Genomic DNA, 25919 nt, shown 5'->3' with positions numbered 1-25919 from the left:
TCCTAGAGGCTACAGGCTTGAGGCCGCGAAGCCGGCAGGCGCGCCTGCCGGCGGTCGCTTCAGAGCAGGTCGTACTGTTTGAGTTTCTTGCGCAGGGTGCCGCGGTTCAGACCCAGCAGCTCGGAGGCCTTGGTCTGGTTGCCCTTGACGTAGTGCATCACGGTTTCCAGCAGCGGTGCTTCCACCTCGGATAGCACGAGGTTGTAAACGTCCGTGACGTCGGCGCCTTCGAGGCGTGCGAAATAGTTGTGCAGCGCCTTCTCGACGCTACCACGCAGCGTCTGTCCCGCTTCGCTCGGCGTGTTCAGGTGCTGCTTGAGGTTCAGGTTGTCACTCACGGATGTTGTTCCACTTACCAATGTTTCATTCAACAGCGTCATGCGGCCACCTCTGTTCCATCCACCGAGCCAGGCCCTGAGCGTTGTTCGGCAAAGAACTGCCGAATGCTGAAGCCCTGTGCATCCCTGTCTTCCAGATGATTGAAACGGGCGCGGAAGTCCCGCGCGCCCGGCAGTGTTGCGAGATACCAGCCCACGTGTTTGCGGGCGATACGGACTCCCATCACCTCGCCGTAGAATTCATGCAACGCCTGCACATGCTCCAGCAGGGTGCTTTCGATCTCGTCCAGCGTTGGCGCCGCCAGCAATTGGCCGGTGCGCAGATAATGCTCCACCTCGCGGAATATCCACGGGCGACCCTGTGCCGCACGTCCGATCAGCAGGCCGTCGACACCGGTCGAGTGCAGGACCTGCGCGGCTTTTTGCGGCGAGTCGATGTCGCCATTGGCGAAAACCGGGATCGACACCGCCTGCTTGATCGCGGCGATGGTGTCGTACTCGGCCTCGCCGGTATACAGGTCGGCGCGGGTACGCCCATGCACCGCCAATGCGGCGATGCCGGACTGTTCGGCGATGCCGGCGATGGTTGCGCCATTCTTGTTCTGGCGGTCCCAACCGGTGCGGATCTTCAGCGTCACCGGCACATCCACCGCGGCGACCACGGCCTCGAGGATGTCTGCGACCAGTCGCTCATCGCGCATCAGCGCCGAGCCTGCAGCCTTGTTGCAGACCTTCTTCGCCGGGCAACCCATGTTGATATCGATGATCTGTGCGCCCAGTTCGACGTTGCGCTGTGCGGCTTCGGCGAGCATCTGCGGGTCGCCGCCGGCGATCTGCACCGAGCGTGGCTCGGGCTCGTCGGCATGGGGCATGCGCAACCGCGACTTGCGGCTGTTCCACAGGCGCACGTCACTGGTGAGCATTTCCGAAACCACCAGGGCCGCGCCGAAGCGGCGACACAGCTGGCGGAACGGTTGATCGGTCACGCCCGCCATGGGCGCGAGAATCAACCGGTTGGATAAGGTGTAGGGGCCGATGCGCACCGCTGACATGAAGATTCCCTGCTTGGGGCCTGCTTGTTAGGTCGATCGGGACTGCAAAAAAGGGTGGGCATAATACCCGCTCCGCATGACGGGTTAAAGGCTGTTTTGAACAAATTCTGAACAGCGGCTGCCTTATCGCCAGTGGTTTGCTGGAGGGCATGGATATGCCATCAGCGCGATGGCTGACCCATCGCATCGGCAAGTCGTATCAATCGGGGGAGTGGAAACCCAGACTGTAGTTCACCGCCTGCGAGCCCGGGTCGAGGATGTCCAGTGCGATGTGAATCGGCACCTGCGGGGGCATCTGTGCTTGCCCGGCAAGCTCGCCCGAGAGGTATTCGCTGGGCTTGAAGCTGCGGCTCGCCAGCAGCTTGCCGTTGATGTCGGCGAAGCGGATTTCCAGGAGCGGGAAAGGCTGCGCGAAGGCGGCACGGTTGTAGAGGATGGCGTCAACCACCAGTGCCCCGGTGAAGTCGGGGTGGCTGCGCACGACCAGGTTGCTGCTCTTGATCTGCGATATGTCGACGAGTGCAGGTAGCTCGCAGCCCAGCGTCGGGCAGACCCGTTCGAACCAGGGGCGGTAAGCCGCCTGCCGTGACAGCTCGTCGTAGTTGTACGCCACGTACTGGGCGCCCAGGGCCAGCAGCGCCAGCAGATTCAGGGCGCTCCAGCCAAGCCGGCGTGGCCAGGGGGTCTTGCGTTCCTGCCAATCCAGCTGCAGCGGTTCGTCAGCGAGTTCGAAGAGCGGCTCGTCACGCAGATCCGGTTCGCGTCGTGGTGGTGCGATCGCTTCGGCCGCCTGCATCGGCTGCTCGGGTGGTGCCAGCTCCGGTTCGACCCGCTCGTTGCGTGCCTGCTGGGCCCTCGCTGTCGACAGCGCGCTGGTACTCGGTGTCAGGGGGGCGGGTTGGCGGGGCGTTTCCGCCGAGACCGGGGTGAAAATGATCGGGTCATCCGGCTCATCGGCGCGACGTGCGCTAACGCTCTGCTCGGCATTGAGCAGGAGCTCGGCCCAGCTTTCATCCTGCGGGGCTACCTCGTCCGACGGTGCTTCGTGAGGGAGCGATGTGCCGGGGCTGTCGTGCCGCAGGGCATTCAGATCGGCAGACAGCTCGCGCTCTTGGCGCTCCAGCTTGGCCAGCTCAGCGTCCAGGTCAAGGCTGTCGAGGTCCAGGTCGTCGTGGATCCAGAGAGTCTCGTCACTGCTGCGCGGGCTGGGCGAGGCAGCAGTCGCGATCGCACCTGGTTCCGGTTCCGCCTGCTCTGCGGCCAAGGGCGGCGGCGTCAGCGGGCGAGTCGGATCGATGTCGTCGCGCAGCAGATGATGTGCGGCATTGAATACCTCCATGCAGGCACCACAGCGTGCCGCTCCTCGCGCTGCACGGAGCTGGCTGCGGCCGATGCGAAAGCGGGTACGGCAGTGGGGACACTGGGTGACGAAGCTGGTCATGCGAGGTTCCGCGCAAATGTGCCGGCTAGTCTAGCGCATGCCGATCGGCAAGCGGCAGTGGCCCGCCGTCATGGGCGTGCAGCATGTGGCTGCGGTCGCAGGATCAGCCACGCCGCGTCCCGCTGATGCGCACCCAGCCATCCTTTTCGGCGGTCGGGTCGAGTTCGAAGGCGTCGGCATAAGCTGCACGCACCTCTTCAGCCTGCTCGGCGAGGATTCCGGACAACGCCAGCCGCCCGGCCGGTTTGACCAGTGCGGTGATCTGCGGTGCCAGGGAGACGAGCGGCCCGGCGAGGATGTTGGCGACTACCACGTCGGCCGGTTCCTGCGGCAATTGCTCGGGCAGATAAAGGGCGAAACGCTCCTCGGCGATGCCGTTACGCTGGGCGTTGTCACGCGAGGCTTCCAGCGCCTGGATGTCGATGTCGGTACCGACGGCATGCGCGGCGCCCAGCAGAAGGCCGGCGATGGCGAGAATGCCCGAGCCGCAGCCGAAATCCAGCAGGCTCTGGCCGTTCAGCGACTGGGCATCCAGCCACTCGAGACAGAGTGCGGTAGTGGGGTGAGTGCCGGTACCGAACGCCAGGCCGGGATCCAGCAACAGGTTGACCGCGTCGGGCTCGGGTGCCACGTGCCAGCTGGGGACGATCCACAGGCGGCGGCCGAAGCGCATCGGCTGGAAATTGTCCATCCAGCTGCGCTCCCAGTCCTGCTCTTCGATCACCTCGACCTGGTGCTCGGGCAGCTCGCCGCCACGTAGCAGCTGCAGATGGGCGAGCAGGGCGTCCGCGTCGATATCGGCTTCGAACAATGCCAGCAGATGAGTGTGCGACCACAGCGGGGTGGTGCCGAGGTCCGGCTCGAAGATCGGCTGATCTTCGGCGTCCATGAAGGTCACGGAGACCGCACCCAGATCCAGCAGCTGGTCTTCCAGCGCTTCGGCCTGATCGGGGGTGATGGCGAGTCGGATCTGCAGCCAGGACATGGAGGCCTCTCGAATGGGGTCGCGGTAAAAGCCGGCAAGCTTACTGGAGGGGGCGTTGTGCGGCCAGCCTGGGCTCGACGAACACCAGCTAGAAACGACAGAGGCCGCCCGAAGGCAGCCTCTGCAGTACAGCGCCGAGCGTGGCTCAGTGCTTATCCATACCCAGCTTCTTCTCCAGGTAGTGGATGTTCACGCCGCCCTTGCAGAAGCCGGGGTCGCGCACCAAGTCGCGGTGCAGCGGGGCGTTGGTCTTGATGCCGTCGACGATCAGCTCGTCCAGTGCGTTGCGCATACGGCCCATGGCTTCATCGCGGTTCGCCCCGAAGGTGATCAGCTTGCCGATCAGCGAGTCGTAGTGCGGCGGAACCGAGTAGCCGTCGTACAGGTGGGAGTCAACGCGTACGCCGTTGCCGCCCGGAGCATGGAAATGCTTGACCTTGCCTGGGCTCGGCATGAAGTTGCGCGGGTCTTCGGCGTTGATGCGGCATTCGACGGCATGGCCGCGGATGACCACGTCTTCCTGCTTGATCGACAGCTTCTGGCCGCCACCGATCAGCAGCATTTCCTTGACGATATCGATACCGGTGACCATCTCGGTAACCGGGTGCTCGACCTGCACGCGGGTGTTCATCTCGATGAAGTAGAAGTTGCCGTCTTCATAGAGGAACTCGAAGGTGCCAGCGCCGCGGTAGCCGATATCGATGCACGCCTGGACGCAGCGAGCCTGGACCTTGCGGCGAGCCTCTTCGTCGATCAGCGGGGCAGGGGCCTCCTCGATCACCTTCTGGTGGCGGCGCTGCAGCGAGCAGTCGCGATCGCCCAGGTGAATCGCATTGCCCTGGCCGTCGGCCAGCACCTGGATTTCCACGTGGCGTGGATTGGTCAGGAACTTCTCGAGGTAGACCATCGGGTTGCCGAAGGCGGCGCCGGCTTCGTTGCGGGTCAGTTTGGCCGAGGCGATCAGATCCTCTTCCTTGTGCACCACACGCATGCCGCGGCCACCACCACCACCGGCGGCCTTGATGATCACCGGGTAGCCTACTTCGCGAGCGATTCGCAGCGCTTCCTGCTCGTCTTCCGGCAGCGGGCCGTCGGAGCCGGGAACGGTGGGGACGCCGGCCTGCTTCATGGCGTCCTTGGCCGACACCTTGTCGCCCATCAGGCGGATCACATCGGCGGTCGGGCCGATGAAGGTGAAGCCGGATTTTTCCACCTGTTCGGCGAAATCGGCATTCTCGGCGAGGAAGCCGTAGCCGGGGTGAATGCCATCGGCGCCGGTTACCTCGGCAGCGGCGATGATCGCCGGAATGCTCAGGTAGGACTGGGCGGAGGAGGCCGGGCCAATGCACACCGACTCGTCGGCCAGCGACACGTGCATCAGGTCACGGTCGGCAGTGGAGTGCACCGCCACGGTCTTGATGCCCAGTTCCTTGCAGGCGCGCAGGACACGAAGGGCGATCTCGCCGCGGTTGGCGATCAGTACTTTTTCCAACATCGCTGGCTCTCCGCGGTTCAAACGATGGTGAACAGCGGCTGGTCGTATTCGACCGGCTGACCATTCTCCACCAGGATCGATTCGATGGTGCCGCTGGTTTCGGCCTCGATGTGGTTCATCATCTTCATGGCTTCGACGATGCAGAGGATATCGCCCTTCTTGACAGTCTGGCCCACGTCGACGAACGGCTTGGCTTCCGGCGAGGAGGCGCGGTAGAAGGTGCCGACCATCGGCGAACGGACTACGGTGCCGTTCAGCTTGGGTGCGGCCGGAGCGGCGTCGGCAGCCGGAGCGGCAGCAGCGGCGGGAGCGGGTGCCGGGGCGGCTGGTGCCTGATGGGCGTAGATCGGTTGCTGCATCGCTACCTGCTTGCTGTGGCGGCTGATGCGAACCGACTCCTCACCTTCGTGAATTTCCAGCTCGTCGATACCGGACTCTTCCAGCAGTTCGATCAGTTTCTTGACTTTGCGAATATCCATGAAGCGTTGACTCCCAGGTAAGTTCAAAGGGCATTGCTGCTCGCTTCTTCAAGCCACATCAGTGTCCGTCAGGAAGCAGCGAGTTGTTCCAGGGCGGCCTCCAGGGCCAGTCGGTAACCGCTGGCGCCAAGGCCGCAGATCACCCCTACCGCTACGTCGGAGAAATAGGAGTGATGGCGGAAAGGTTCGCGTTTGTGCACGTTGGACAGGTGCACTTCGATGAATGGGATGCTCACGGCCAGCAATGCGTCACGTAATGCGACGCTGGTATGAGTGAAGGCTGCAGGGTTGATCAGGATGAAATCGACGCCTTCGCTGCGCGCGGCATGGATGCGCTCGATCAGTTCGTACTCGGCGTTCGATTGCAGGTGTAGCAGATGATGCCCCGCTTCGCGGGCACGCTGCTCCAGATCCTGGTTGATCTGCGCCAGCGTGACAGCGCCATAGACGCCGGGCTCGCGAGTGCCGAGCAGATTGAGATTCGGGCCATGGAGGACCAGAAACGTGGCCATGCAGGTTCCTTGTTTTTCTTGGTGCGCCGATCCGGCAAGTACCGGCCGGGTCGCGAGAGGTGAAAAACTATGCCCCAGGCAAGGGCTGACTGTCCAGTCATGTCGCGATCGAAGGAAATGCCTGCATTATGTCTGAAGTTTCCCGCAATCATTCGTCGACCCAAGGCGTGCTTCGAGTGCCTGCAACGAAGCACGGAAAATCATCGCGGCGCCTGGAGCGAAGCCGCCGCTCGATCCAGTCGATCGACAAAGCCGGAGGCGTCTATTTCGCCGACTACGCGCACCTCGTTCAGTTCTTTTCCGTTGCCATCGAAGAACAGGATGGCGGGCGGGCCGAACAGCTGGTAGCGATCCAGCAGGCTACGTTGGGCAGCATTGCTCTTGGTGATGTCGAAGCGGATTAGACGATAGTCGGCCAGGCGCGGAGCCACCTGTGGATTGGCGAAGACTTCACGCTCGATAACCTTGCAGCTGATGCACCAATCGGCATACCAGTCCAGCATCAATGGTTGTCCGGCGGCGCGGGCGGCGGCCAGTTGCGCGTCCAGTTCCGCCGGCGCGGAAATGGTGTGCCAGCCTTCGCCAACCTGGCTGCCCGGTGCAGAGCTGCTGGCGATCGGCAGCGGGCGCAGCGGGTCGGAGCCGCCTTGCAGTGCGCCGACCCAGGCGGCCAGGGCGTAGACCAGCAGAGCCAGGCCGAGCAGTTGGGCGAGCTTCTGGCGTGGCGTCTTGCTGGTGAGCTCGAGGGTGCCGAGGAACAGCGCGCTGCCCGCCGCCAGCAATCCCCAGAGCGCCAGGGCGACGGGGCCGGGCAGTACGCGCTCGAGCATCCATATCGCGACCGCCAGCAGCAGCACGCCGAAGAGGTTGCGCACGCCAACCATCCAGGGCCCGCTCTTGGGCAGCAGGGCGCCACCACCCGTGGCGAACAGCACCAGCGGTGCGCCCATGCCCAGCCCCAGGGCGAACAGCTTCAGCCCTCCGCCCAGGGCGTCGCCGCTGGCGCTGATGTACAGCAGCGCGCCGGCCAGCGGTGCGGAAACGCACGGCGAGACCAGCAGGCTGGACACCGCACCGAGCAGCGCCGCTCCGGTGAACGAACCGCCGCGGGCGCTGCCGGCCAGACGGTCGAGGCGGCCGCTCAGGGCCCGCGGCAGGCGCAGTTCGAACAGACCGAACATGGCCAGGGCGAATATCACGAAGAACAGGGCGAAGGGCACCAGAATCCACGCCGATTGCAGGCGTGCCTGCAGATTCAGCTCGGCACCGAACACGCCCATCAGCGCGCCGAGCAGGGCGAAGCCGCCAGCCATCGGCAACACATAGGTCACCGACAGCAGGAAGCTGCGCATGCCGCCGGGCTGGCCGCGCAGGACCACGCCGGTAAGGATCGGCAGCATTGGCAACACGCAGGGGGTGAACGTCAGGCCGAGGCCGGCGAGGAAGAACAGCGCGACCGAGCGCCAGGAGAGTTCGCCTTCGCTGGCCTGCCCGCTGTCGGCCGCTCCGGCGGATGCAACGGCGCCATCGCCGATGGGAAGCGACTCGGTTTCCGGTGGATAGCACAGGCCTTTGTCGGCACAACCCTGGTAGGAGACCTGCAGGACGAAGGGGCGATTGTCCGGGTTGGTCAGCGGAAGTTCGACATCGACAATGCCGTAGTAGGCTTCGATCTCGCCGAAATAGTCATCGACCTTGGGCACACCAGCGGGCAGCTCAGGCTCGCCGATGGCGACCGTCGGCTCGTCGGTCTTGAAGGCGAATCGATGCCGATAGAGGTAGTAGCCTTCGGCAGCGACAAAGCGCAGGGTGATTCGCTCGGGCGTCGCTTCGACGAGGCTCAGCCTGAATGCCTCGCGTACCGGCAGGAAGTCGCTGCTATTGTTCAGCGCGCTGCCGAAGCCCGCGCTGGGTTTGTTGTCGAACAGGCCGGCGTTAGCGGGTAGTACGCAGAAGAGGAGCAGCAGACTCAGCAGGCGAAGCATGGTGATCTCACGGCAAAGCTTTGGCGGCATGATAACCAAGCCTCGAGTTTGGTGCCCGTGCTCAACTGCCGCCCTGTCGATCAGTTTGCAACCAGATGCTGTCGTCCCGCTCGATCACATCCAGCTGCCGCAGCGATTGACCGGCGCAGGGGCCGGCGACGCATTCGCCAGTCTCGATAAGGAACAGTGCTCCATGCGTGGCGCATTGCAGTAGGCTGCCGCTTTCGTCGAGAAAGCGGTCGGGCAGCCATTCCAATGGCACGCCCCGGTGCGGGCAGCGGTTCTCGTACAGGTACGGCCGGCCATCCCGGCGAACCGCGATGATCTGCAGTTCGCCTGCGGTGAAACCGCGGCTCTGCCCTTCCGGCAGTTCGGATGTTGCGCACAATCGAATCATCTTGACCTCTCGCAGGAACGGCGATTATCCCGCAACCACTGCTCGTGCGCAGCCTGATGCTAACCGCGGGGTGGCGGCGCCGCCGACACGCTCTTATCCTTCGCCCCTCATCCGCCTGGCGAAGCATCCCTGATGGGCACTCGGGTTCCTGTACGTATTCTGTTTGTCGTACTCAGCGTGCTGTTGCTGGCGGCCGTCTGGCTGTCGTTGGCGCTGGGTCCGTTGAGCCTGGCGCTGGACGACACTGCGCTGGCGGCGCTGCGCCTGCTGGGACTGCCGATCGGACATGATGGTCTGCAGCAGGCAGAGTTGATCCTGGGCCAGATCCGGCTGCCGCGTACGCTGCTCGGCTGCGCCGCAGGTGCCGTGCTGGCCCTGTGCGGCGTGGCGATGCAGGGACTCTTTCGCAACCCCTTGGCCGATCCCGGGCTCGTCGGGGTGTCCAGCGGCGCCGCGCTCGGTGCGGCTGCCGCGATCGTCGGCAGCACCTTCGTGCCCGCGCTGCCGCAGGTCTGGCAGCCCTATGTGCTGTCCATGTTCGCCTTCCTTGGGGGCCTCGCGGTGACCTTGCTGGTGTATCGGCTGGGGCGGCGCGACGGGCAGACCCGCGTCGCCACCATGCTGTTGGCGGGTATCGCCCTGACCGCACTGGCCGGTGCCATTGTCGGCCTGTTCACCTATCTTGCCGACGACACCACGTTGCGCTCACTGACCTTCTGGAATCTCGGCAGCCTGAACGGCGCCAGCTACGCGGGGCTATGGCCGCTGTTGCTGATCACGCTTGCCGTCGGCTGTTGGCTGCCACGCCGCGCAACGGCATTGAATGCACTCTTGCTAGGCGAATCCGAGGCGCGCCATTTGGGTTTCGACGTCGAGCGCATCAAGCGCGAGCTGGTGGTCTGTACCGCGCTGGGTGTCGGCGCCGCCGTTGCTGCCGCGGGCCTGATCGGCTTCGTCGGCCTGGTCGTCCCGCATCTGATGCGTCTGCTGGTGGGGCCGGATCATCGGCTGCTGCTGCCGGCCTCGGCCCTCGCCGGCGCCACCCTGCTGTTGCTGGCGGATGTCGCCGCGCGGCTGGTGATCGCGCCTGCCGAGTTGCCGATCGGCATCGTCACGGCGCTGCTAGGCGCGCCGTTCTTTCTGTTCCTGCTGCTCCGGGAGCGTGTTTGATGCTGGTCGGCAGCGATCTGACGGTAAGGCGTGGCGCCATCACGGCGCTGGATGGGGTTTCTCTGCGCTTGCAGGCGGGACAGGTGTCGGGTGTGCTCGGCCCGAACGGAGCGGGCAAGAGCACCTTGCTGGAGGCTCTGTCCGGCGAGCTGAAAACCGCCAGAGGGCAGGTCATGCTGCATGGGCGAGCGCTTGACGACTGGTCGGATCGCGAGCGGGCGCGTTGCCTAGCGGTATTGCCGCAGAGTTCGACGCTGAGCTTTGCCTTCCAGGTCGAAGATGTGGTCGCGATGGGGCGCCTGCCGCATTGCAGCGGCCGTCAGGCTGATGCTCGCATCGTGGCCGCTGCACTCCAGGCCGCGGATGCGCAGCATCTGGCCGGGCGCAGCTATCTGCGGCTGTCCGGTGGCGAGCGTCAGCGGGTGCATCTGGCCCGAGTGCTGGCGCAGCTCTGGCCGGGGGACGAGGGCAGCGTGCTGCTGCTCGACGAGCCCACCTCGATGCTCGACCCGGCACATCAGCACAGCATCCTCCAGGCGGTTCGGCGTTTCGCCGAGCAGGGCGGCGCCGCACTGGTGATCCTGCATGACCTGAATCTGGCTGCCCGTTACTGTGATCGGCTGTTGCTGCTCAAGAACGGTCGCGCACAGATCGCCGGCGCGCCGGACGAGGTGTTGCGCGAGGCGCCGCTGCAAGCCGTGTTCGGCCTGGATGTGCTGGTCCAGCGGCATCCGGAACGAGGTCACCCCCTGGTCATCGCCCGTTGAGGAGGTCTGTGGTGCGCATCATCGTTTTATTGACAGTGGTCTTGCTGAGCGCTTGTAGCGTACTGCCACCGCTACCTGAGTGGCAGGGTCCGGAAGGCCGGGACCACGCCGATCTCGGCCTTATCGTCGATCTGCGCAATGACGCTGTGCTGACCCCGGCTCAGCTCGTCGCCAGGTTGCAGGACAGCGAGGCCCTGCTGGTCGGCGAGCGCCACGACAACCCCGATCACCATGCGCTGCAGCTCTGGCTGCTGCAGGCGCTGGAGCAGCAACGCCCGCACGGCAGCCTGCTGCTGGAAATGCTCGAGCCCGGCCAGCAGGCGCGTGTCGACAGTGTGCGTCGAAACCTTCGCGCGGGCCATGCGCCGGGCGATCTTGCCCAGGCGTTGGACTGGCAGAAGGGCTGGGACTGGAACCTCTACGGGCCTTTGGTCAGCCATGCGCTGATGCAGTCCTATCCGCTGTTGCAGGCAAATCTCGGACGCGACGAGATCATGTCCATCTACCGGGCCGCTCCCCGCTTGCAGGGGCGCGCTTCGGCAACGACCACGGTGAGGGATGCTCTGCTCGCGCAGATCGAAACCTCGCATTGCGGCATGCTGCCGGCAAGTCAGCTTCCGGCGATGCTGGCGGTGCAACAGCAGCGAGATCGACGCATGGCCGAACGTCTGCTCGCAGCGCCAAAGCCCGCGATGCTGCTGGCGGGGGCGTTCCATGTGCGGCGTGACCTTGGGGTGCCGCTGCATATCGAGGATCTGGCAGACATGCCTGTCACGGTGCTGATGCTTGCCGAGGTCGGCGAGAGGGTATCCGCCGAGCAGGCAGACTTCGTCTGGTATACACCGGCACAACCAGAGCAGGATCATTGCGAGCAACTGCGGCAGCGCGGCAAATAGCGCTGCCTTATCTGCCGCCAGCAGAAGACAGGCAAAAAAAGACCCGGCAGAGCCGGGTCAAAACCGTGATTAGCCTGATGAGGAGATAACCTGAAGGATCGACTGCCTGAGCCTTCAGCTATCGGCTGACCTCGCGATCAGTTGCGATAATAATAACAATTCTCATTTCTACGTCAACAGGCATTCGTAAAAATATATGCGGCCGCGACGAGCGGATCGCTAGACGGCGACATTGACCCGCAGGTGAGTGACTTCCTTGTTCAGCAGGTCGATGCGTCGGGCCATGCTCTCGATCAGGCTGTGGGCGATGCGCGGGTTGCTTTGCGTCAGGCCGAGGAACTGTTCCTTGGGAATCACCATGACCGTGCATGGCTCGCTGGCGACCACCGTTGCGCTGCGGCGCTCGCGAGTGAACACCGCCATGGCGCCGAAGATCTCGTCCTTCTGGACGTCGCCGACCTTCTGTCCGTCGACGATAGCGTCCGCGTGGCCTTCGATGATGATGAATACGTTGTCCGCCTCATCGCCCTGACGAATGAGTTCCTCGCCTACCGCGAAATGCTTGAACCCCGTTGCCGGGCGGATTTCCGGTTGCTTCAGGCGTGCCAGCGCGTCGCCGAGCAGAGCGGTGTGACCGATCAGGTATTGCGTGAAGAGTTCCTGCCGATGCGTGTCGCCATGAACGTGCTGAAACACCGCGTTGCGCGAGTAGGGCACCAGTGTGACGGGCTCGTCGCTGCTGTAGCGGCATTCGGGCAAGTCGGCGGCCTGGCGCAGGCCGATCAAGTCGCCTTCCTGCAGATAGAACAGTGGTTTGCCGTCGATCACCGCATGCAGCAGGCCGGTCTCGATCACGAACAGCTGCTGGGGCGGCAGCTCCGCGCAAAGGTCGTCGGTGTGTTTGATGTCGAGATTGGGGCCTGATGGTTGCAGGCCCTCCAGCAGCTGGCTGGGGATGGCTTGCAGGCGGCTGATCAGGCGATCGGCATACGCCGGTTGTTCCCCGAGTAGATACATGTCGGTAATCCTTGAACGAGCGGCAGACGATTGGCAGGGTCACGTTGATGCACAATAGGCCCGGTCGCGCGAGCGAGTAAATCGTGCCGAGCGGAGGTTGTGAGCTAGCTCTAGTTGTCGGGCTCGTTGCTCAGGTTCCGATTCAGCTCGTCCTTCAGCGGGGACGGTAGTTGCTGCCAGGGCACGTCACGCAGTGCGCCTTCAATGGCATAGAGCAGAACCTTGGACGCAGCAAAGCCGCGCGCCTTGACTGCTCGATAGGAGCTGACCGAGCCGAGCCGCCGCAGGTCATCCCTTGTGTGAATGCCCGAAGCGTGCAGCCACTGAACCGAGGTCTTGCCGAGATTGCGGAGCGATAGCAGTTCGTCGTGCATGGCGGCGTCCTTGCATTGCTAGCGGTTGGGGAAGCCTGTAAGGAAGTGTAGCGGCCAGCGGACTGGGCGCCGCTGATCGGGTGGGCCCCAGGCCGAGAGAATTTGAGGTTCGTGCAGCTCGATGGGGTCCCGGCCGTGTTGCCGTTGCCATTGTTTGACGGCTGACCAGGTGCGCAAGTAGCCCAACAGCTCGCCGAGATTCCACTGTGCTTCAAGGGCGAAGGGCGGCGTGTCGATGCATGCGAACGGTGGCCGGATATCTCGATAGCCGGCGTCGACGCTGGCACGACCGGCAGGCCAGTAGCCAGCAAGCGTTTCGTGGTAGAGGTGATTAATGATCGCGTCCACATCCGGAGATACTTCCAGCAGGCTGTAGCACCAGGCGCAGAACAGTCCGCTGGGCTTCAGCGCTTGTCGCGCCTGATCGAAAAACGCCGGAGTGGCGAACCAATGCAGTGCCTGCGCGACGACGATCAGGTCGAGCAGGCCGTTTCGCAGAGGCAGGTGCTCTGCCTCGGCGACGAAACGCTGCACGTGCGCCCAACCATCGCCCGCGGCAAGCTGCTCGGCACTGGCATCGCAGGCCAGCACCTGACGGAAGTGGCGCGTCAGCGGAAGGCTGGCCTGACCGTTGCCGGCGGCCAGGTCCAGGGCACTGTCGGTAGCGGCGCATTGGCTGGCAAGCCAGGCGAAGAGCGCCTCCGGGTAGGTCGGACGGTAACGGGCGTAGTCATCGGAGCGGCTGGAGAACAGCTGAACGCTGTCACCGGCTCCGGAGAGGCGGGGTTCGCTGGCAGGCATGGGCATTTCCACGGTCGTTATACCGGGAGTATAGAGGCACCGCCGCGGCCTGCCGGCGACGGTGCCTAACGGTCAGAGCCCCGGCAGGCGCTGGCGGATGTTGGCGACCAGTTCGTCGAGGCTGCCGGCATCCTGCGTCTGGACCCGGCAGCTGTGCAGGCGCTCGCTGTCGCTCAGCGGCTCGCGGCTGGCCTGCTGCGCGCGGACCACCTCCATCGTCGCGTCGGACGGATCAAGGCCTTCGGCCTGACGCTGGGCGAGCCATTGGGCGATCACCGCTTCCGGAGCCTCGCAGTCGAGGATGAGGAACGGCACGCCGGTCGCTTCGGCTGCCTGCCACGCCGCCTGGCGTTGCGACTGCTTCAGGTACGCCGCGTCGATGACCACGGCGAAGCCGGCTTGCAGTGCGCCGGTCGCCAGCTGGTGCAGGCGCTGGTAGGTCGCTTCGCTGGCTTGCGGGCTATAGATGCCGCTATCGAGCTGGCCTGCCTGCGCCTGAGGCTGCTCGCCGTGCAGACGCTTGCGCTCGACATCCGAGCGCAGACGCACCGCGCCCAGCGCTTCGACCAGGCGCAGTGCCACGTGGCTCTTGCCAACGGCCGATACGCCGTGGGTGATGGCGAGGAAGCGGGACGGAATCGCGCTGTAGCTTTCGGCAAGGTTGGCGTAGCCGCGATACTGGCGCAGGACTACCTTGCGCTGCACGGCGTCCTGCTCCTGATACAGACGGAACAGGCTGACCTTGCCGCGAACCAGTGCACGATAGGCCTTGTACAGGTTGAGCAGGGCCAGTGCGGCATAGTCGCCGGTGTGTTCCAGCCAGCCATTGATAAAGCGTCGGGCCTGGCATTTCAGTCCGCGATCCTCAAGATCCATGGCCAGGAAGGCAGCATCCGAGGCGACATCGATCAGGCGGAACGGCTCGTTGAACTCGATGCAGTCGAACAGCACGACCTTGCCATCGATCAGCGTCGCATTGCCCAGGTGAAGGTCGCCATGGCATTCGCGAACGAAGCCTTGCTGGCAGCGTTGTTCGAGCAGCGGGCGCAGGCGCGTGATGCTGGTTTCGGTCCAGTCTTCGAGCGCGTCCAGCTGGCGCAGGTCTTCCGGCTCGCTGAGCAGCGGGCGGATCTGTTCGAAGTTCTGCCGCATCGGTGCGACGATCGCGTCGGCGCTGTTCAGCGCATGGTCCGCTTGTACCTGCGGTGTACTGAGGTGGAAGCTGGCGATCTGCTCAGCCAGGGCGTCGATATGCGCATCGGTCAGCTCGCCGCGGACCTGGACCTCGGCCAGCAGCTGGGACTGCGGGAACTCGCGCATCTTCAGGGCGTACTCGAAGGGCTGGCCGTCGCCACCGATCACCGGGGCATCAGGCGAGCCGCTGATGGGCAGCACTTCCAGGTAGAGATCGGGCGCCATGCGCTGGTTGAGGCGCAGCTCCTCTTCGCAGAAATGCTTGCGAGCGGACAAATCGGTGAAGTCGAGGAAGCCGAAGTTCACCGGTTTCTTGATCTTGTAGGCGTGCTGGCCGGTGAGGATGACCCAGGAGATATGGGTTTCGATGACCCGAAAGCCTTCGGTGGGGTGCGGATACAGGGCAGGATTCTGCAGGGCGGCGATCAGTGCTTGGCTCACGGTCATTCCTTGTCGAAGTTCTTGAACGGGGCGTGCGAGTCCACTGCGAAGCAGTCCACACAGTCGGAAAGTCGCCGGCATTATGGCCGCTGAGCGTTGCGCTGCAAACCGCTGAGAGGCCGTCAATCCGCGGCGGCAAAGTGCGTATAATGCGCCGCCATGACTAAACCTCGCTCCCCTCGTAATCGCTCCAAGCGCCGCTCCAGTGGTGCTCGCCCCTGGTTGGGCTGGGCGGTCAAGCTCTCCATTGTCGGTCTGGTGATCCTGGCCGGTTTCGCCATCTACCTCGATGCTGTCGTGCAGGAGAAATTCTCCGGCAAGCGCTGGACGATTCCGGCAAAGGTCTATGCGCGGCCGCTGGAACTGTTCGTCGGTCAGAAGCTGGACAAGAACGACTTCCTTGCTGAGCTGGACGCGCTCGGCTATCGGCGCGAGCGCTCGGTCAGCGGCCCGGGCGGCGCTTCGGTTGCCGGCAACGACATTGAACTGCACACCCGCGGCTTCCAGTTCTACGAAGGCGCCGAGCAGTCGCAACGGCTGCGGGTCCGCTTCTCCGGCGATTTCGTTGCCGGCCTCAGCAGCGCAAACGGTAGCGCCCTGCCTGTGGCGCGTCTGGAGCCGGTGCTGATTGGCGGGCTATATCCGGCGCACAACGAAGATCGCATCCTGATCAAGCTGGACCAGGTGCCACCTTATCTGGTGGAAACGCTGGTCGCAGTGGAGGACCGGGAGTTCTTCAATCATTTCGGCGTGTCGCCCAAATCCATCGCTCGCGCCGTCTGGGTCAACCTGACTGCCGGCCAGGTTCGCCAGGGTGGCAGCACCCTGACCCAGCAGCTGGTCAAAAACTTCTACCTGACCAACGAACGCAGCCTCAGCCGCAAGGCAACCGAGGCGATGATGGCTGTGTTGCTGGAGCTGCATTACGACAAGCAGGAAATCCTCGAGGCGTACCTGAACGAGGTCTTCCTCGGCCAGGATGGCCGTCGCGCCGTGCATGGTTTCGGACTGGCCAGCCAGTACTTCTTCGGTCAGCCGCTGGCCGAGCTCAAACTGCCGCAAGTGGCGCTGCTGGTCGGTATGGTCAAGGGGCCAACCTACTACAACCCGCGGCGCAACCCCGAGCGTGCGCTGGAAAGGCGCAATCTGGTGCTCGATCTCTTGGCCGAGCAGCAGGTCATCAGTGTCGATGAGGCGGCCAAGGCCAAGCAGGCGCCATTGGGGGTAACCCAGCGCGGCAGCATGGCGGACAGTTCCTATCCGGCCTTCCTAGACCTGGTCAAGCGTCAGCTGCGCGAGGACTATCGGGACGAGGACCTCACCGAAGAGGGCCTGCGCGTCTTCACCAGTTTCGATCCGGTGCTCCAGCTGAAGGCCGAGCAGGCCATGAGCGAAACCCTCAAGCGACTCGGCAAGGCCACTGAGGGCGTCGAGGGCGCGATGATCGTCACTAATCCCGAAACCGGTGAAATCCAGGCCATGCTGGGTAGCCGCCAGCCAGGTTTCGCCGGCTTCAATCGGGCGCTGGACGCGTCGCGTCCGATCGGCTCGCTGATCAAGCCGGCCATCTACCTGGCCGCGCTGGAGAAGCCCAGCCAGTACACGCTGACCAGTCTTCTCGAGGACGAGGCCTTCTCCGTGAAGGGCGCCGATGGGCAGGTATGGAAGCCTCAGAACTATGGTCGTCAGGCGCATGGGACGGTGTACCTGTACCAGGCGCTAGCCAATTCCTACAACCTGTCGACGGCACGGCTCGGGCTCGATCTGGGCGTGCCGAATGTGCTCAAGACACTGGAGCGGTTGGGTGCCTCGCCGAAGTGGCCAGCCTACCCGTCGATGTTGCTCGGGGCGGGTGGCTTGAAACCTATCGAGGTAGCAGGCATGTATCAGACCCTTGCGAATGGCGGTTTCAATACCCCGCTGCGGGGTATTCGCAGTGTGTTGACTGCCGATGGCGAGCCCCTCAAGCGTTATCCGTTCCAGATCCAGCAGCGTTTTGACCCGGGCGCTATTTATCTCACCCAGTACGCCATGCAGCGCGCCATGCGCGAGGGTACTGGGCGCTCGGCTTACAATCGGCTGCCGCAGTCGCTCAATTTGGCTGGCAAGACCGGCACCACCAATGATTCGCGTGACAGCTGGTTCGCTGGCTTCAGCCAGGACGTGCTGGCGGTGGTCTGGTTGGGGCGTGACGATAACGGCAAGACGTCGCTGACCGGCGCCACCGGAGCGCTGCAGGTCTGGACCGACTTCATGCGCAGGGCCGATCCGCTGCCGTTGCAGATGCCGGTGCCGGACAATGTGGCCTACGCCTGGGTCGATGCCCGTAGCGGGCTTGGCACAGACGAGCGCTGCCCGGATGCCGTGCAGATGCCCTATATTCGTGGCAGCGAACCGGCCCCCGGACCTGGCTGCGGCATTCAGGCGCCGGCGGAGTCGGTCATGGATTGGGTACGCGGCTGGTTGGAGTAACTGCCGCGGAGGTCGCGTGCTTCGTGGTTCTACGTTGAGAGGTCTGAATTGGTGAACAAGCAGTGGATGGCCGTTGTTGCAGCGGTGACGCTGGTGCAGGGGTGCGCGACAGTGGATCGTGGCTCGATCCCCGTGGTGGACTCAGGCGCTCCCGTTTCCGAGGAGGTGGCGGCTCGCCAGGGATACCGCGCGCCAGCCGCGGTCGCGACACCAAGGCAGCAGCAGGAGGATTCTGGGGTGGTGGTGATGGTGCCGCAGGGTACTTCCGCACCACTTGAAACCTTCGCCGCACCGGATGTGCCGTTTTCGTCGTCCAGTGGTGCATCCGACGCTACGCAGCCAACCTGGCAGCCCGCACCGTCGATTTCCGCACCGCCCAGTACGCCGCAGCCAAGCATGCCCAGCGGGATTCCTTCATCCAACAGCGGGCTGGCAGCGGACGAGCAGCTCGACGGTCCGGTTCTTGCGCTGCTGACGACAGCACAGCAACAACAGGGTGGCGGCGACCTCAACGGAGCCGCCTCCAGTCTCGAGAGAGCACAGCGTATCGCTCCGCGCGAGCCGCAGGTGCTCTACCGTTTGGCTCAGGTCCGCCTGGCCCAGGGCGATGCGACTCAGGCCGAGCAGCTGTCGCGCCGGGCGTTGAGCTATGCCAGCGGGCGGCCAGCGCTCCAGGCCAGCCTCTGGGAGCTGATCGCCCAGGCGCGCGAACGGCAGGGCGACAGCGCCGGTGCCGCTCAGGCGCGTGAGCGCGCCAAGGTCAGTCTGTGATGGATAGTCGGCTTCCGGCGATCGCGCAGCAGTTGCTGCTGATCGAGCGTGAGCTGCGGCTGCTGGGGTTGTGGAGTGTGGATTCGCCGGCTCCGGAAGCCCTGGCTAGTGTGGAGCCGTTCTGCGTCGACACGCTGCGTTTCGAGCAATGGCTACAGTGGATCTTCCTGCCGCGAATGAAGGTGATCGTCGAGGCGGATCAGCCGTTGCCCGCTGCGTCCGGTATCTGCGCAATGGCCGAAGTGGTCTATCGTGAGTCCCAGGTGGCTACGCTGCTGGAGGCCTTGCGCGGCTTCGACACCCTGATCGAAGCGTCGTCGTCCTGACGCCGCGCTTGGCGGCGCCAGTCGATCGGATGATGGATCAGTTGCAGTTTTCCGCGATCTTGTCGCGGGTTTCCGTTATCCGCGCCTGACGTTCCTCTTCGGTGATTCGCCGCGTTTCACCATTCTCTTCGACTCGCACGCGTGGGTTGTTCTGCAGCTGGGCCAGGTTCGTGCGCATGGTTTCGCAGTAACGCTTGCGCTCGGCCTCCTGCTCGGCGACCTGCTGTTTCACCTTGCGGTCGATGCTTTGCTGATCGGGCTCGCTTTTTTCCTGCGAGGACGGTGCCGGCGCTGCTACGGATTTGCCTGGCGCAACCACGGTATTAACAGTTTCCACCTGCTGCCCCTGCGGCGGCTGGGCGCCAAAGTGCGTCACGCCCTGGGCATCCACCCATTTGTACACCTGCGCGGCCATGGCATTGCCGCAAAGCGCCAGTGCCAGGCCGCTCGCAAGAACCGTCAATCGCATGCTGTTACCTTCATCAGGATCGGAAAACGGCCTCCACTATACCCAAAAGCCGAGGGCGTACTTCTGCGCGCCGTCACAGCTCGAGGTTGGCTGAAACGTAACGGCAGGCTTGACTTGCGGGTGCCGAATCCGAACAATCCGAGGCTTGCTGTCCTGAGTCGCCTCGCCGCAAGCGATACCGGCTCAGTCTAGACAGACATGAGGTGCTACCCGCGCCGACCTGCATCACCCGCAACGCGTTACCTCGCGCTGGGTGGAGAGCCCGCGACACCAGGGACTCTTCCGATACTGGCTCAATCAGTGGCTGACGTAGTCGGCGACCACCGTCGCTCATGCCCTGTTGGCAGTAAACCTATTTCTGGCGGCTCCGGCTTGGACCGCTATCTGGCGTTCAGAGGTGAACAACGTGGAACTCTTATCCGGCGCTGAAATGGTCGTCCGCTCCCTGCGTGACGAAGGCGTTAAGTACATCTACGGGTACCCGGGCGGTGCCGTTCTGCATATCTACGATGCGCTTTTCAAGGAAAAGGCCATCGAACATATCCTGGTTCGTCACGAGCAGGCCGCCACGCACATGGCCGATGGCTATGCGCGCGCGACCGGCAAGGCCGGCGTGGTGCTGGTGACCTCCGGTCCCGGGGCGACCAATGCCATCACTGGTATCGCCACTGCCTTCATGGACTCGATCCCGATGGTGGTCATCTCCGGTCAGGTGCCCAGCACCATGGTCGGCACCGATGCCTTCCAGGAAACCGACATGATCGGCATCTCCCGTCCGATCGTTAAGCACAGCTTCATGATCAAGCATCCTTCGGAAATTCCCGAAGTGATGAAGAAGGCCTTCTATCTCGCCGAGTCCGGGCGTCCAGGGCCGGTTGTCATCGATATCCCGAAGGATATGACCAACCCGGCCGAGAAATTCGAGTACGTCTACCCGAAGAAGGCCAAGTTGCGTTCGTACAGCCCGGCCGTGCGTGGGCATTCCGGCCAGATTCGCAAGGCAGCGGAATTGCTGCTGGGCGCCAAGCGGCCAATTATCTACGCCGGTGGCGGTGTGGTCCTGGGCAAGGCTTCGGCGCAACTGACCGAGCTGGCGAAGATGCTCAACCTGCCGGTGACTAACACCCTGATGGGCCTGGGGTGCTTTCCGGGCAGCGACCGCCAGTTCGTCGGCATGCTCGGCATGCACGGCAGCTACACCGCCAACCTGGCGATGCATCACTCCGATGTGATCCTCGCGGTCGGTGCGCGTTTCGATGACCGCGTGATCAACGGCGCGACCAAGTTCTGTCCGAACGCCAAGATCATCCACATCGATATCGACCCGGCATCCATCTCCAAGACCATCAAGGCGGATATCCCGATTGTCGGTCCGGTGGACAGCGTGCTCACCGAGATGGTCGCCATCGTCAAGGAGATCGGCCAGGCGCCGAATGCCGAGACCGTGGCCAGCTGGTGGAAGCAGATCGACGAGTGGCGCGGCAATGGCCGGCTGTTCCCCTACAACGAGGGCGATGGTTCGATCATCAAGCCGCAGGCCGCCATCGAGGTGCTCTGCGAAGTGACCAAGGGCGAGGCTTATGTAGCCTCGGACGTTGGTCAGCATCAGATGTTCGCCTGCCAGTACTACAAGTTCGACAAGCCCAACCGCTGGCTCAATTCGGGCGGCCTCGGCACCATGGGCTTTGGTCTGCCGGCAGCCATGGGCGTGAAGCTGAATTTCCCCGAAGCCGATGTCGCGGTGGTGACCGGTGAGGGCAGCATCCAGATGAACATCCAGGAACTGTCCACCTGCCTGCAGTACGACCTGCCGGTGAAGATCATCAACCTCAACAACGGTGCGCTGGGCATGGTCCGCCAATGGCAGGACATGGTGTACAACAGTCGCTACTCGCATTCCTACATGGAATCGCTGCCCGACTTCGTCAAGTTGGCCGAGGCCTACGGGCACGTCGGCATGCGCATCACCGATCTCAAAGATCTCAAGCCGATGATGGAAGAGGCGTTCGCCATGAAGGACCGCCTGGTCTTCCTGGATATCGCCGTCGACACCGCCGAGCATGTCTATCCAATGCAGATCAAGGATGGCGCGATGCGTGACATGTGGCTGAGCAAGACGGAGCGTACCTGATCATGAGACATATCATTTCCCTGCTGATGGAAAACGAACCGGGTGCGCTGTCTCGTGTGGTCGGCCTGTTTTCGCAACGCAACTACAACATCGAAAGCCTCACCGTGGCACCGACCGAAGACCCGACCCTGTCGCGTCTCACGTTGACCACGGTAGGGCACGAGGAAGTGATCGAGCAGATCACCAAGAACCTCAACAAGCTGGTGGAAGTGGTCAAGCTGGTCGACCTGTCGGAGAGCGCCCATATCGAGCGCGAACTGATGCTGATCAAGGTCAAGGCCACCGGCGCTCAGCGCGCCGAAGTCAAGCGCACCACCGACATCTTCCGTGGGCAGATCGTCGACGTGACCACCAGCGTCTATACCATTCAGCTGGCCGGAACCAGTGACAAATTGGACAGCTTCATCCAGGCCATTGGTACAGCCTCGATCCTCGAGGTTGTGCGCAGCGGTGTCACCGGAATCTCTCGCGGCGACAAAGTGCTGAGTATCTAACGACTGCCGGACACGTCGTCTCGTCAGTCAGCAACGTTTTATCGAATGGCCCACGAGGCCGGCAACAGGGGTAATTCATGAAGGTTTCTTACGATAAAGACTGCGACCTCTCCATCATCCAGGGCAAGAAGGTCGCCATCATCGGTTACGGTTCCCAGGGTCACGCGCACGCATGCAACCTGAAGGATTCCGGCGTCGACGTCACCGTCGGTCTGCGTCCGGGTTCCTCTTCCATTGCCAAGGCCGAGGCCCATGGCCTGAAGGTCAGTGACGTTCCGGCCGCCGTTGCCGCTGCCGATCTGGTAATGATCCTGACCCCGGACGAGTTTCAGGGCCGCCTGTACAAGGACGAGATCGAGCCAAACCTGAAGCAGGGCGCGACCCTGGCCTTCGCTCACGGCTTCTCCATTCACTACAACCAGGTCGTGCCGCGTGCCGATCTGGACGTGATCATGATCGCTCCGAAAGCGCCGGGTCACACCGTGCGTTCCGAGTTCGTCAAGGGCGGCGGCATTCCCGACCTGATCGCGATCTACCAGGACGCTTCCGGCAATGCCCGTAACGTCGCACTGTCCTACGCCTGCGGCGTCGGCGGTGGCCGTACCGGCATCATCGAAACCACCTTCAAGGACGAAACCGAAACCGACCTGTTCGGCGAGCAGGCCGTTCTCTGTGGCGGTTGCGTCGAGCTGGTCAAGGCCGGCTTCGAAACCCTGGTCGAAGCTGGCTACGCGCCGGAAATGGCCTACTTCGAGTGCCTGCATGAGCTGAAGTTGATCGTCGATCTGATGTTCGAAGGCGGCATCGCCAACATGAACTACTCGATCTCCAACAACGCCGAGTACGGCGAGTACGTGACCGGTCCTGAAGTGATCAACGCCGAGTCCCGCGCCGCCATGCGTAATGCCCTGAAGCGCATTCAGGACGGCGAATACGCCAAGATGTTCATCACTGAAGGTGCCGCCAACTATCCGTCCATGACGGCCTACCGTCGTAACAATGCGGCCCATGGCATCGAAGTGGTCGGCGAGAAGCTGCGCGCGATGATGCCTTGGATCGCTGCGAACAAGATCGTTGACAAGAGCAAGAACTGATCGGTTTTTCTGCTCAAGAAACGCGGCTACGGCCGCGTTTTTTCATTCTGTTCCCCGGCTTCTGTTATAAATCGCGGCTTTGGCCAGGCTGAACCGCGAGTGTGTCGATCTGGTCGAAATCTATCCGTACCTGTTGTAGAAGGTGAATGCGCATGAGTGGACAATCCGAAGAGCCGAACAAGCCAGTCGAGCCAGAAAGCATTCTGCCGATCGACGAGCATGTGGAGGAAACCCAGGAGGCTGACGGCCGCAAGGTACGCCACCGGGGCATCTACCTGCTACCGAACCTGTTCACCACTGCCAACCTCTTCGCTGGGTTCTTCTCGATCATCACGGCGATCAATGGCAATTTCTATGTGGCCGCGGCGACGGTCTTCGTCGCGATGGTGCTCGATAGTCTGGACGGACGCGTTGCGCGCCTGACCAATACGCAGAGTGCTTTCGGCGCGGAATACGACTCGCTGTCAGATATGGTGGCTTTCGGTCTGGCGCCTGCGGTACTCGCATACGAGTGGGCGCTTTCGGAGCTCGGCAACGTTGGGCTCACCGTCGCCTTTATCTACGTTGCCTGCGCGGCGCTGCGTCTGGCGCGTTTCAATACGCAGATCGGCAAGGTGGACAAGCGCTGGTTCATTGGGTTGGCGAGTCCGGCCGCGGCGGGCGTCGTAGCCGGTTGGGTCTGGGCCGTTTGGGCGCTCGATGATGCCGGTATTCGTGGCGTCGATCTGCCGCTGGTGCTGGTCATGCTCTTTGCGCTGATGGTCGCGGCTGCCGGTCTGCTGATGGTCAGCAATATCAAGTACTACAGCTTCAAGGATCTGGACTTGAAAGGGCGGGTTCCCTTCGTTGCGATTTTGGTCGTGGTCCTGGTGTTTGCAGTGGTATTCAGCGACCCGCCTCGTATCCTCTTGCTTATCTTCCTCGCATATGCGGTTTCCGGCCCGGTTCAGTACCTGATGCAGCTGCGTCGGCGTAAGCGCGTCGAGGGTTGATTTTCGATCTGGCTGCGCGTATTGCTCGTTCAGAGCCGATACGCGGAGCTACTCATGCTGATTAGAATCCCCCCTTCCGGTACGTGCCGTGAATCTGAGGTGACGACGGAGACGGTCTATCGAAGTCGGCGTCGCTTCATTCAGAGGGCAGCAATTGCCGGGGCGGCTTTGGGGTTGCCCTCTCTGGCCCCGGCATCCGAGCAGTACCCCGGCGTCCCCGATGCGCCAGCCTCTCCTTGGTTTGTTGGCAAACTGAGCGATACCCGTTGGCGCGCTGTCGTCCAGGAAGACGAAGCCATCACTCCGTATGGGGACGCCACGCAGTACAACAACTTTTATGAGTTCGGCCCCAACAAGGGCGACCCGGCGCGCTACGCCGGCGAGTTGAAAGTCGAGCCGTGGACGGTGCTGATTGATGGCGCAGTCGAAAAGCCAGGACGCTATTCGCTCGAGGATCTTTTTGCGGAAGGGCAGCTCGAGGAGCGGATCTATCGTCTGCGTTGTGTGGAGGCCTGGTCGATGGTGATTCCCTGGCTAGGTTTTCCGTTGGGCGACCTGATTCGGAGGGTTCGCCCCCTTTCGGCAGCAAAGTTTGTACGCTTCGAAACGGCTTACCGGCCCGACGAGATGCGTGGCACGCGTTCCAGCTTTGCATTGATCGATTGGCCGTATGTCGAAGGGTTGCGCATGGATGAGGCGATGCATCCGCTCAGCCTGCTCGCCGTTGGCATGTATGGGCGGGTATTGCCGAATCAGAATGGGGCGCCATTACGGCTAGTCGTGCCGTGGAAGTACGGCTTCAAGAGCATCAAATCGATCGTGCGAATCAGCTTTGTAAGTGAGCAGCCGACCACCACCTGGCAGTCGATGGCTCCTGAGGAGTATGGGTTCTACGCCAACGTCAACCCACAGGTCTCCCATCCGCGTTGGTCTCAGGCTCGTGAGCGGCGGCTTCCTGGGAGCCTGTTCCGCCCCAACGTCCGGGAGACCCAGCTGTTCAACGGCTATGCCGATCAGGTGGCAGGCTTGTACGCTTCGATGGATCTCAGCAAGGACTACTGATGCGTTACCCATTGTGGCGGCTGGGTGTGTTCCTATGCGCCGCCAGCGTACCTTTGTACTGGCTATATCTCGCCTGGACGTTTGCGTTGGGACCTGACCCTGGAAAGGTTTTGGTGGATAACCTGGGGCAGGGCGCGCTGGTCCTCTTGCTTCTAACGCTTGCCATGACGCCCCTGCAGCGGGTGACGGGTTGGGCCGGTTGGCTTGCCGTACGTCGCCAACTTGGGCTCTGGTGCTTCAGCTATGCATTGCTGCATCTCGCCAGTTATCTTTTCTTCCTGCTGGGTGCTGAATTCTCGCGTTTGCCTGAGGAGTTGAGCGAACGCCCTTATATTCTTGTCGGGATGCTCGGATTGCTTGGGCTCACCGCGCTGGCCGCTACCTCCTCTAGATGGAGCATGCGGCGTCTCGGTAAGCGCTGGAAAACCCTGCATCGACTGATCTACGTCATCGTCATTGTGGTGTTGATACATATGCTTTGGATTGTACGTGCCGACGCTGGCAGATGGGCTTTTTATGCCGGCGTAGCTGCGATCCTGCTTGTTCTACGGCTCCCTGTGTTGGCCTCTGTTTTAGGGCGACTTCGTACTCAAACGGGGAAGGTTGCAACAAAACCGAAATAAACGGTTGACGGCTGTTTTCAGGCCCCTATAATGCGCACCACTTCCAGCGCAGTCCTCAAGCAAAACCTCTTGCAAATCAAAAGGTTAGCTAGATAAAAGGGTTGCACTGGTGGCGGATTCGAGTAGAATGCGCCACGCTGA

At 62.9% G+C, this 25919-nt stretch carries 26 protein-coding genes; 12 read left to right on the top strand and 14 right to left on the bottom strand.

Annotated features, from left to right (window positions below):
* Positions 1 to 59 precede the first annotated feature (59 nt).
* From fis to NAO55_RS06990, 9 genes are all read right to left on the bottom strand, one after another.
* Complete coding sequence (gene fis / locus NAO55_RS07030; protein ID WP_003293170.1) at positions 60 to 380, bottom strand: DNA-binding transcriptional regulator Fis; 321 nt, start codon at positions 378 to 380, stop codon at positions 60 to 62.
* Positions 377 to 1390: a tRNA dihydrouridine synthase DusB gene (gene dusB / locus NAO55_RS07025; protein ID WP_102838515.1), complete on the bottom strand. Its 1014-nt coding sequence runs from the start codon at positions 1388 to 1390 to the stop codon at positions 377 to 379. The genes fis and dusB overlap by 4 nt, the downstream gene beginning before the upstream one ends.
* 199 nt (positions 1391 to 1589) lie before the next feature.
* Entirely contained in the window at positions 1590 to 2831 is a 1242-nt protein-coding gene (locus NAO55_RS07020; RefSeq protein ID WP_102838514.1) for a zinc-ribbon and DUF3426 domain-containing protein, read from the bottom strand.
* A gap of 103 nt (positions 2832 to 2934) precedes the next feature.
* On the bottom strand, positions 2935 to 3816 hold the full coding sequence (gene prmA / locus NAO55_RS07015; protein ID WP_102838513.1) for a 50S ribosomal protein L11 methyltransferase: 882 nt from the start codon (positions 3814 to 3816) through the stop codon (positions 2935 to 2937).
* A gap of 145 nt (positions 3817 to 3961) precedes the next feature.
* Positions 3962 to 5311, bottom strand: coding sequence for an acetyl-CoA carboxylase biotin carboxylase subunit (accC, locus tag NAO55_RS07010; RefSeq protein WP_102838512.1), 1350 nt, complete (start codon positions 5309 to 5311; stop codon positions 3962 to 3964).
* 17 nt (positions 5312 to 5328) lie between these two features.
* Positions 5329 to 5790 (bottom strand): acetyl-CoA carboxylase biotin carboxyl carrier protein, encoded by a 462-nt coding sequence (gene accB / locus NAO55_RS07005; RefSeq protein ID WP_063540413.1) that lies wholly within the window; start codon positions 5788 to 5790, stop codon positions 5329 to 5331.
* A gap of 68 nt (positions 5791 to 5858) precedes the next feature.
* Positions 5859 to 6302, bottom strand: a complete 444-nt coding sequence (aroQ, locus tag NAO55_RS07000) for a type II 3-dehydroquinate dehydratase (protein ID WP_063540412.1) — start codon at positions 6300 to 6302, stop codon at positions 5859 to 5861.
* 200 nt (positions 6303 to 6502) lie between these two features.
* Complete coding sequence (locus tag NAO55_RS06995) at positions 6503 to 8317, bottom strand: protein-disulfide reductase DsbD (protein WP_180981600.1); 1815 nt, start codon at positions 8315 to 8317, stop codon at positions 6503 to 6505.
* A 31-nt stretch (positions 8318 to 8348) separates the two neighbouring features.
* Positions 8349 to 8684, bottom strand: coding sequence for a Rieske (2Fe-2S) protein (locus NAO55_RS06990; protein ID WP_102838510.1), 336 nt, complete (start codon positions 8682 to 8684; stop codon positions 8349 to 8351).
* Positions 8685 to 8816: 132 nt separating this feature from the next.
* Between NAO55_RS06990 and NAO55_RS06985 the strand changes: the two genes are divergently transcribed.
* From NAO55_RS06985 to NAO55_RS06975, 3 genes are read left to right on the top strand one after another with little or no spacing between them, the layout of a single operon-like run.
* The gene (locus NAO55_RS06985; protein ID WP_102838509.1) at positions 8817 to 9854 is read left to right on the top strand and encodes a FecCD family ABC transporter permease; all 1038 of its coding nucleotides are present in this window, start codon (positions 8817 to 8819) and stop codon (positions 9852 to 9854) included.
* A complete protein-coding gene (locus NAO55_RS06980; protein WP_102838508.1) occupies positions 9854 to 10621 on the top strand; it encodes a heme ABC transporter ATP-binding protein in 768 nt (255 codons plus the stop codon). The genes NAO55_RS06985 and NAO55_RS06980 overlap by 1 nt, the downstream gene beginning before the upstream one ends.
* A gap of 11 nt (positions 10622 to 10632) precedes the next feature.
* Positions 10633 to 11517: a ChaN family lipoprotein gene (locus tag NAO55_RS06975; RefSeq protein ID WP_102838507.1), complete on the top strand. Its 885-nt coding sequence runs from the start codon at positions 10633 to 10635 to the stop codon at positions 11515 to 11517.
* A 219-nt stretch (positions 11518 to 11736) separates the two neighbouring features.
* On the opposite strand, the gene NAO55_RS06970 is transcribed toward NAO55_RS06975, so the two are convergent.
* The 4 genes from NAO55_RS06970 to NAO55_RS06955 form a co-directional block, all read right to left on the bottom strand.
* Positions 11737 to 12534: a Crp/Fnr family transcriptional regulator gene (locus NAO55_RS06970; protein ID WP_102838506.1), complete on the bottom strand. Its 798-nt coding sequence runs from the start codon at positions 12532 to 12534 to the stop codon at positions 11737 to 11739.
* Between the two features lie 110 nt (positions 12535 to 12644).
* Complete coding sequence (locus NAO55_RS06965; RefSeq protein WP_063540405.1) at positions 12645 to 12908, bottom strand: TfoX/Sxy family protein; 264 nt, start codon at positions 12906 to 12908, stop codon at positions 12645 to 12647.
* A gap of 18 nt (positions 12909 to 12926) precedes the next feature.
* Positions 12927 to 13709, bottom strand: a complete 783-nt coding sequence (locus NAO55_RS06960; RefSeq protein WP_102838505.1) for a class I SAM-dependent methyltransferase — start codon at positions 13707 to 13709, stop codon at positions 12927 to 12929.
* A 72-nt stretch (positions 13710 to 13781) separates the two neighbouring features.
* Complete coding sequence (locus tag NAO55_RS06955; RefSeq protein WP_102839644.1) at positions 13782 to 15344, bottom strand: bifunctional aminoglycoside phosphotransferase/ATP-binding protein; 1563 nt, start codon at positions 15342 to 15344, stop codon at positions 13782 to 13784.
* Between the two features lie 159 nt (positions 15345 to 15503).
* Between NAO55_RS06955 and mrcB the strand changes: the two genes are divergently transcribed.
* The 3 genes from mrcB to NAO55_RS06940 all read left to right on the top strand — a co-directional run bounded on the left by mrcB (position 15504) and on the right by NAO55_RS06940 (position 18913).
* Positions 15504 to 17816 (top strand): penicillin-binding protein 1B, encoded by a 2313-nt coding sequence (gene mrcB / locus NAO55_RS06950; protein ID WP_102838504.1) that lies wholly within the window; start codon positions 15504 to 15506, stop codon positions 17814 to 17816.
* Between the two features lie 66 nt (positions 17817 to 17882).
* Positions 17883 to 18587, top strand: a complete 705-nt coding sequence (locus tag NAO55_RS06945; RefSeq protein WP_102839643.1) for a tetratricopeptide repeat protein — start codon at positions 17883 to 17885, stop codon at positions 18585 to 18587.
* Entirely contained in the window at positions 18587 to 18913 is a 327-nt protein-coding gene (locus tag NAO55_RS06940; RefSeq protein WP_102838503.1) for a YqcC family protein, read from the top strand. The genes NAO55_RS06945 and NAO55_RS06940 overlap by 1 nt, the downstream gene beginning before the upstream one ends.
* Positions 18914 to 18950: 37 nt before the next feature.
* Here NAO55_RS06940 and NAO55_RS06935 read toward each other — a convergent pair whose 3' ends face one another.
* Positions 18951 to 19382, bottom strand: a complete 432-nt coding sequence (locus tag NAO55_RS06935) for a DUF4124 domain-containing protein (protein WP_102838502.1) — start codon at positions 19380 to 19382, stop codon at positions 18951 to 18953.
* 406 nt (positions 19383 to 19788) lie between these two features.
* On the opposite strand from NAO55_RS06935, the gene NAO55_RS06930 reads away from it, so the two are divergent.
* From NAO55_RS06930 to msrQ, 6 genes are all read left to right on the top strand, one after another.
* A complete protein-coding gene (locus NAO55_RS06930) occupies positions 19789 to 21513 on the top strand; it encodes an acetolactate synthase 3 large subunit (protein WP_063540430.1) in 1725 nt (574 codons plus the stop codon).
* A 2-nt stretch (positions 21514 to 21515) separates the two neighbouring features.
* A complete protein-coding gene (ilvN, locus tag NAO55_RS06925) occupies positions 21516 to 22007 on the top strand; it encodes an acetolactate synthase small subunit (RefSeq protein ID WP_013983830.1) in 492 nt (163 codons plus the stop codon).
* A gap of 77 nt (positions 22008 to 22084) precedes the next feature.
* Positions 22085 to 23101 (top strand): ketol-acid reductoisomerase, encoded by a 1017-nt coding sequence (ilvC, locus tag NAO55_RS06920; protein ID WP_003303406.1) that lies wholly within the window; start codon positions 22085 to 22087, stop codon positions 23099 to 23101.
* 152 nt (positions 23102 to 23253) lie between these two features.
* A complete protein-coding gene (gene pssA / locus NAO55_RS06915) occupies positions 23254 to 24093 on the top strand; it encodes a CDP-diacylglycerol--serine O-phosphatidyltransferase (RefSeq protein WP_063540400.1) in 840 nt (279 codons plus the stop codon).
* Between the two features lie 54 nt (positions 24094 to 24147).
* Positions 24148 to 25155 (top strand): protein-methionine-sulfoxide reductase catalytic subunit MsrP, encoded by a 1008-nt coding sequence (gene msrP / locus NAO55_RS06910; protein ID WP_102838501.1) that lies wholly within the window; start codon positions 24148 to 24150, stop codon positions 25153 to 25155.
* Complete coding sequence (gene msrQ / locus NAO55_RS06905) at positions 25155 to 25778, top strand: protein-methionine-sulfoxide reductase heme-binding subunit MsrQ (RefSeq protein WP_102838500.1); 624 nt, start codon at positions 25155 to 25157, stop codon at positions 25776 to 25778. The genes msrP and msrQ overlap by 1 nt, the downstream gene beginning before the upstream one ends.
* Positions 25779 to 25919 lie beyond the last annotated feature (141 nt).

This window comes from Stutzerimonas frequens (assembly GCF_024448335.1).
In the GTDB taxonomy this organism is placed as follows: Bacteria; Pseudomonadota; Gammaproteobacteria; order Pseudomonadales; family Pseudomonadaceae; genus Stutzerimonas; species Stutzerimonas frequens.
Note: the sequence above shows the minus strand (reverse complement) of the source record. Positions and strands in the feature narration are given on the sequence as shown.

What these genes read in the sequence shown, in the direction of transcription:
- fis (WP_003293170.1), bottom strand. Translation starts at nt 380, where the DNA reads ATGACGCTGTTGAATGAAACATTGGTAAGTGGAACAACATCCGTGAGT.
- dusB (WP_102838515.1), bottom strand. Translation starts at nt 1,390, where the DNA reads ATGTCAGCGGTGCGCATCGGCCCCTACACCTTATCCAACCGGTTGATT.
- NAO55_RS07020 (WP_102838514.1), bottom strand. Translation starts at nt 2,831, where the DNA reads ATGACCAGCTTCGTCACCCAGTGTCCCCACTGCCGTACCCGCTTTCGC.
- prmA (WP_102838513.1), bottom strand. Translation starts at nt 3,816, where the DNA reads ATGTCCTGGCTGCAGATCCGACTCGCCATCACCCCCGATCAGGCCGAA.
- accC (WP_102838512.1), bottom strand. Translation starts at nt 5,311, where the DNA reads ATGTTGGAAAAAGTACTGATCGCCAACCGCGGCGAGATCGCCCTTCGT.
- accB (WP_063540413.1), bottom strand. Translation starts at nt 5,790, where the DNA reads ATGGATATTCGCAAAGTCAAGAAACTGATCGAACTGCTGGAAGAGTCC.
- aroQ (WP_063540412.1), bottom strand. Translation starts at nt 6,302, where the DNA reads ATGGCCACGTTTCTGGTCCTCCATGGCCCGAATCTCAATCTGCTCGGC.
- NAO55_RS06995 (WP_180981600.1), bottom strand. Translation starts at nt 8,317, where the DNA reads ATGCCGCCAAAGCTTTGCCGTGAGATCACCATGCTTCGCCTGCTGAGT.
- NAO55_RS06990 (WP_102838510.1), bottom strand. Translation starts at nt 8,684, where the DNA reads ATGATTCGATTGTGCGCAACATCCGAACTGCCGGAAGGGCAGAGCCGC.
- NAO55_RS06985 (WP_102838509.1), top strand. Translation starts at nt 8,817, where the DNA reads ATGGGCACTCGGGTTCCTGTACGTATTCTGTTTGTCGTACTCAGCGTG.
- NAO55_RS06980 (WP_102838508.1), top strand. Translation starts at nt 9,854, where the DNA reads ATGCTGGTCGGCAGCGATCTGACGGTAAGGCGTGGCGCCATCACGGCG.
- NAO55_RS06970 (WP_102838506.1), bottom strand. Translation starts at nt 12,534, where the DNA reads ATGTATCTACTCGGGGAACAACCGGCGTATGCCGATCGCCTGATCAGC.
- NAO55_RS06965 (WP_063540405.1), bottom strand. Translation starts at nt 12,908, where the DNA reads ATGCACGACGAACTGCTATCGCTCCGCAATCTCGGCAAGACCTCGGTT.
- NAO55_RS06960 (WP_102838505.1), bottom strand. Translation starts at nt 13,709, where the DNA reads ATGCCTGCCAGCGAACCCCGCCTCTCCGGAGCCGGTGACAGCGTTCAG.
- mrcB (WP_102838504.1), top strand. Translation starts at nt 15,504, where the DNA reads ATGACTAAACCTCGCTCCCCTCGTAATCGCTCCAAGCGCCGCTCCAGT.
- NAO55_RS06945 (WP_102839643.1), top strand. Translation starts at nt 17,883, where the DNA reads ATGGCCGTTGTTGCAGCGGTGACGCTGGTGCAGGGGTGCGCGACAGTG.
- NAO55_RS06940 (WP_102838503.1), top strand. Translation starts at nt 18,587, where the DNA reads ATGGATAGTCGGCTTCCGGCGATCGCGCAGCAGTTGCTGCTGATCGAG.
- NAO55_RS06935 (WP_102838502.1), bottom strand. Translation starts at nt 19,382, where the DNA reads ATGCGATTGACGGTTCTTGCGAGCGGCCTGGCACTGGCGCTTTGCGGC.
- ilvN (WP_013983830.1), top strand. Translation starts at nt 21,516, where the DNA reads ATGAGACATATCATTTCCCTGCTGATGGAAAACGAACCGGGTGCGCTG.
- ilvC (WP_003303406.1), top strand. Translation starts at nt 22,085, where the DNA reads ATGAAGGTTTCTTACGATAAAGACTGCGACCTCTCCATCATCCAGGGC.
- pssA (WP_063540400.1), top strand. Translation starts at nt 23,254, where the DNA reads ATGAGTGGACAATCCGAAGAGCCGAACAAGCCAGTCGAGCCAGAAAGC.
- msrP (WP_102838501.1), top strand. Translation starts at nt 24,148, where the DNA reads ATGCTGATTAGAATCCCCCCTTCCGGTACGTGCCGTGAATCTGAGGTG.
- msrQ (WP_102838500.1), top strand. Translation starts at nt 25,155, where the DNA reads ATGCGTTACCCATTGTGGCGGCTGGGTGTGTTCCTATGCGCCGCCAGC.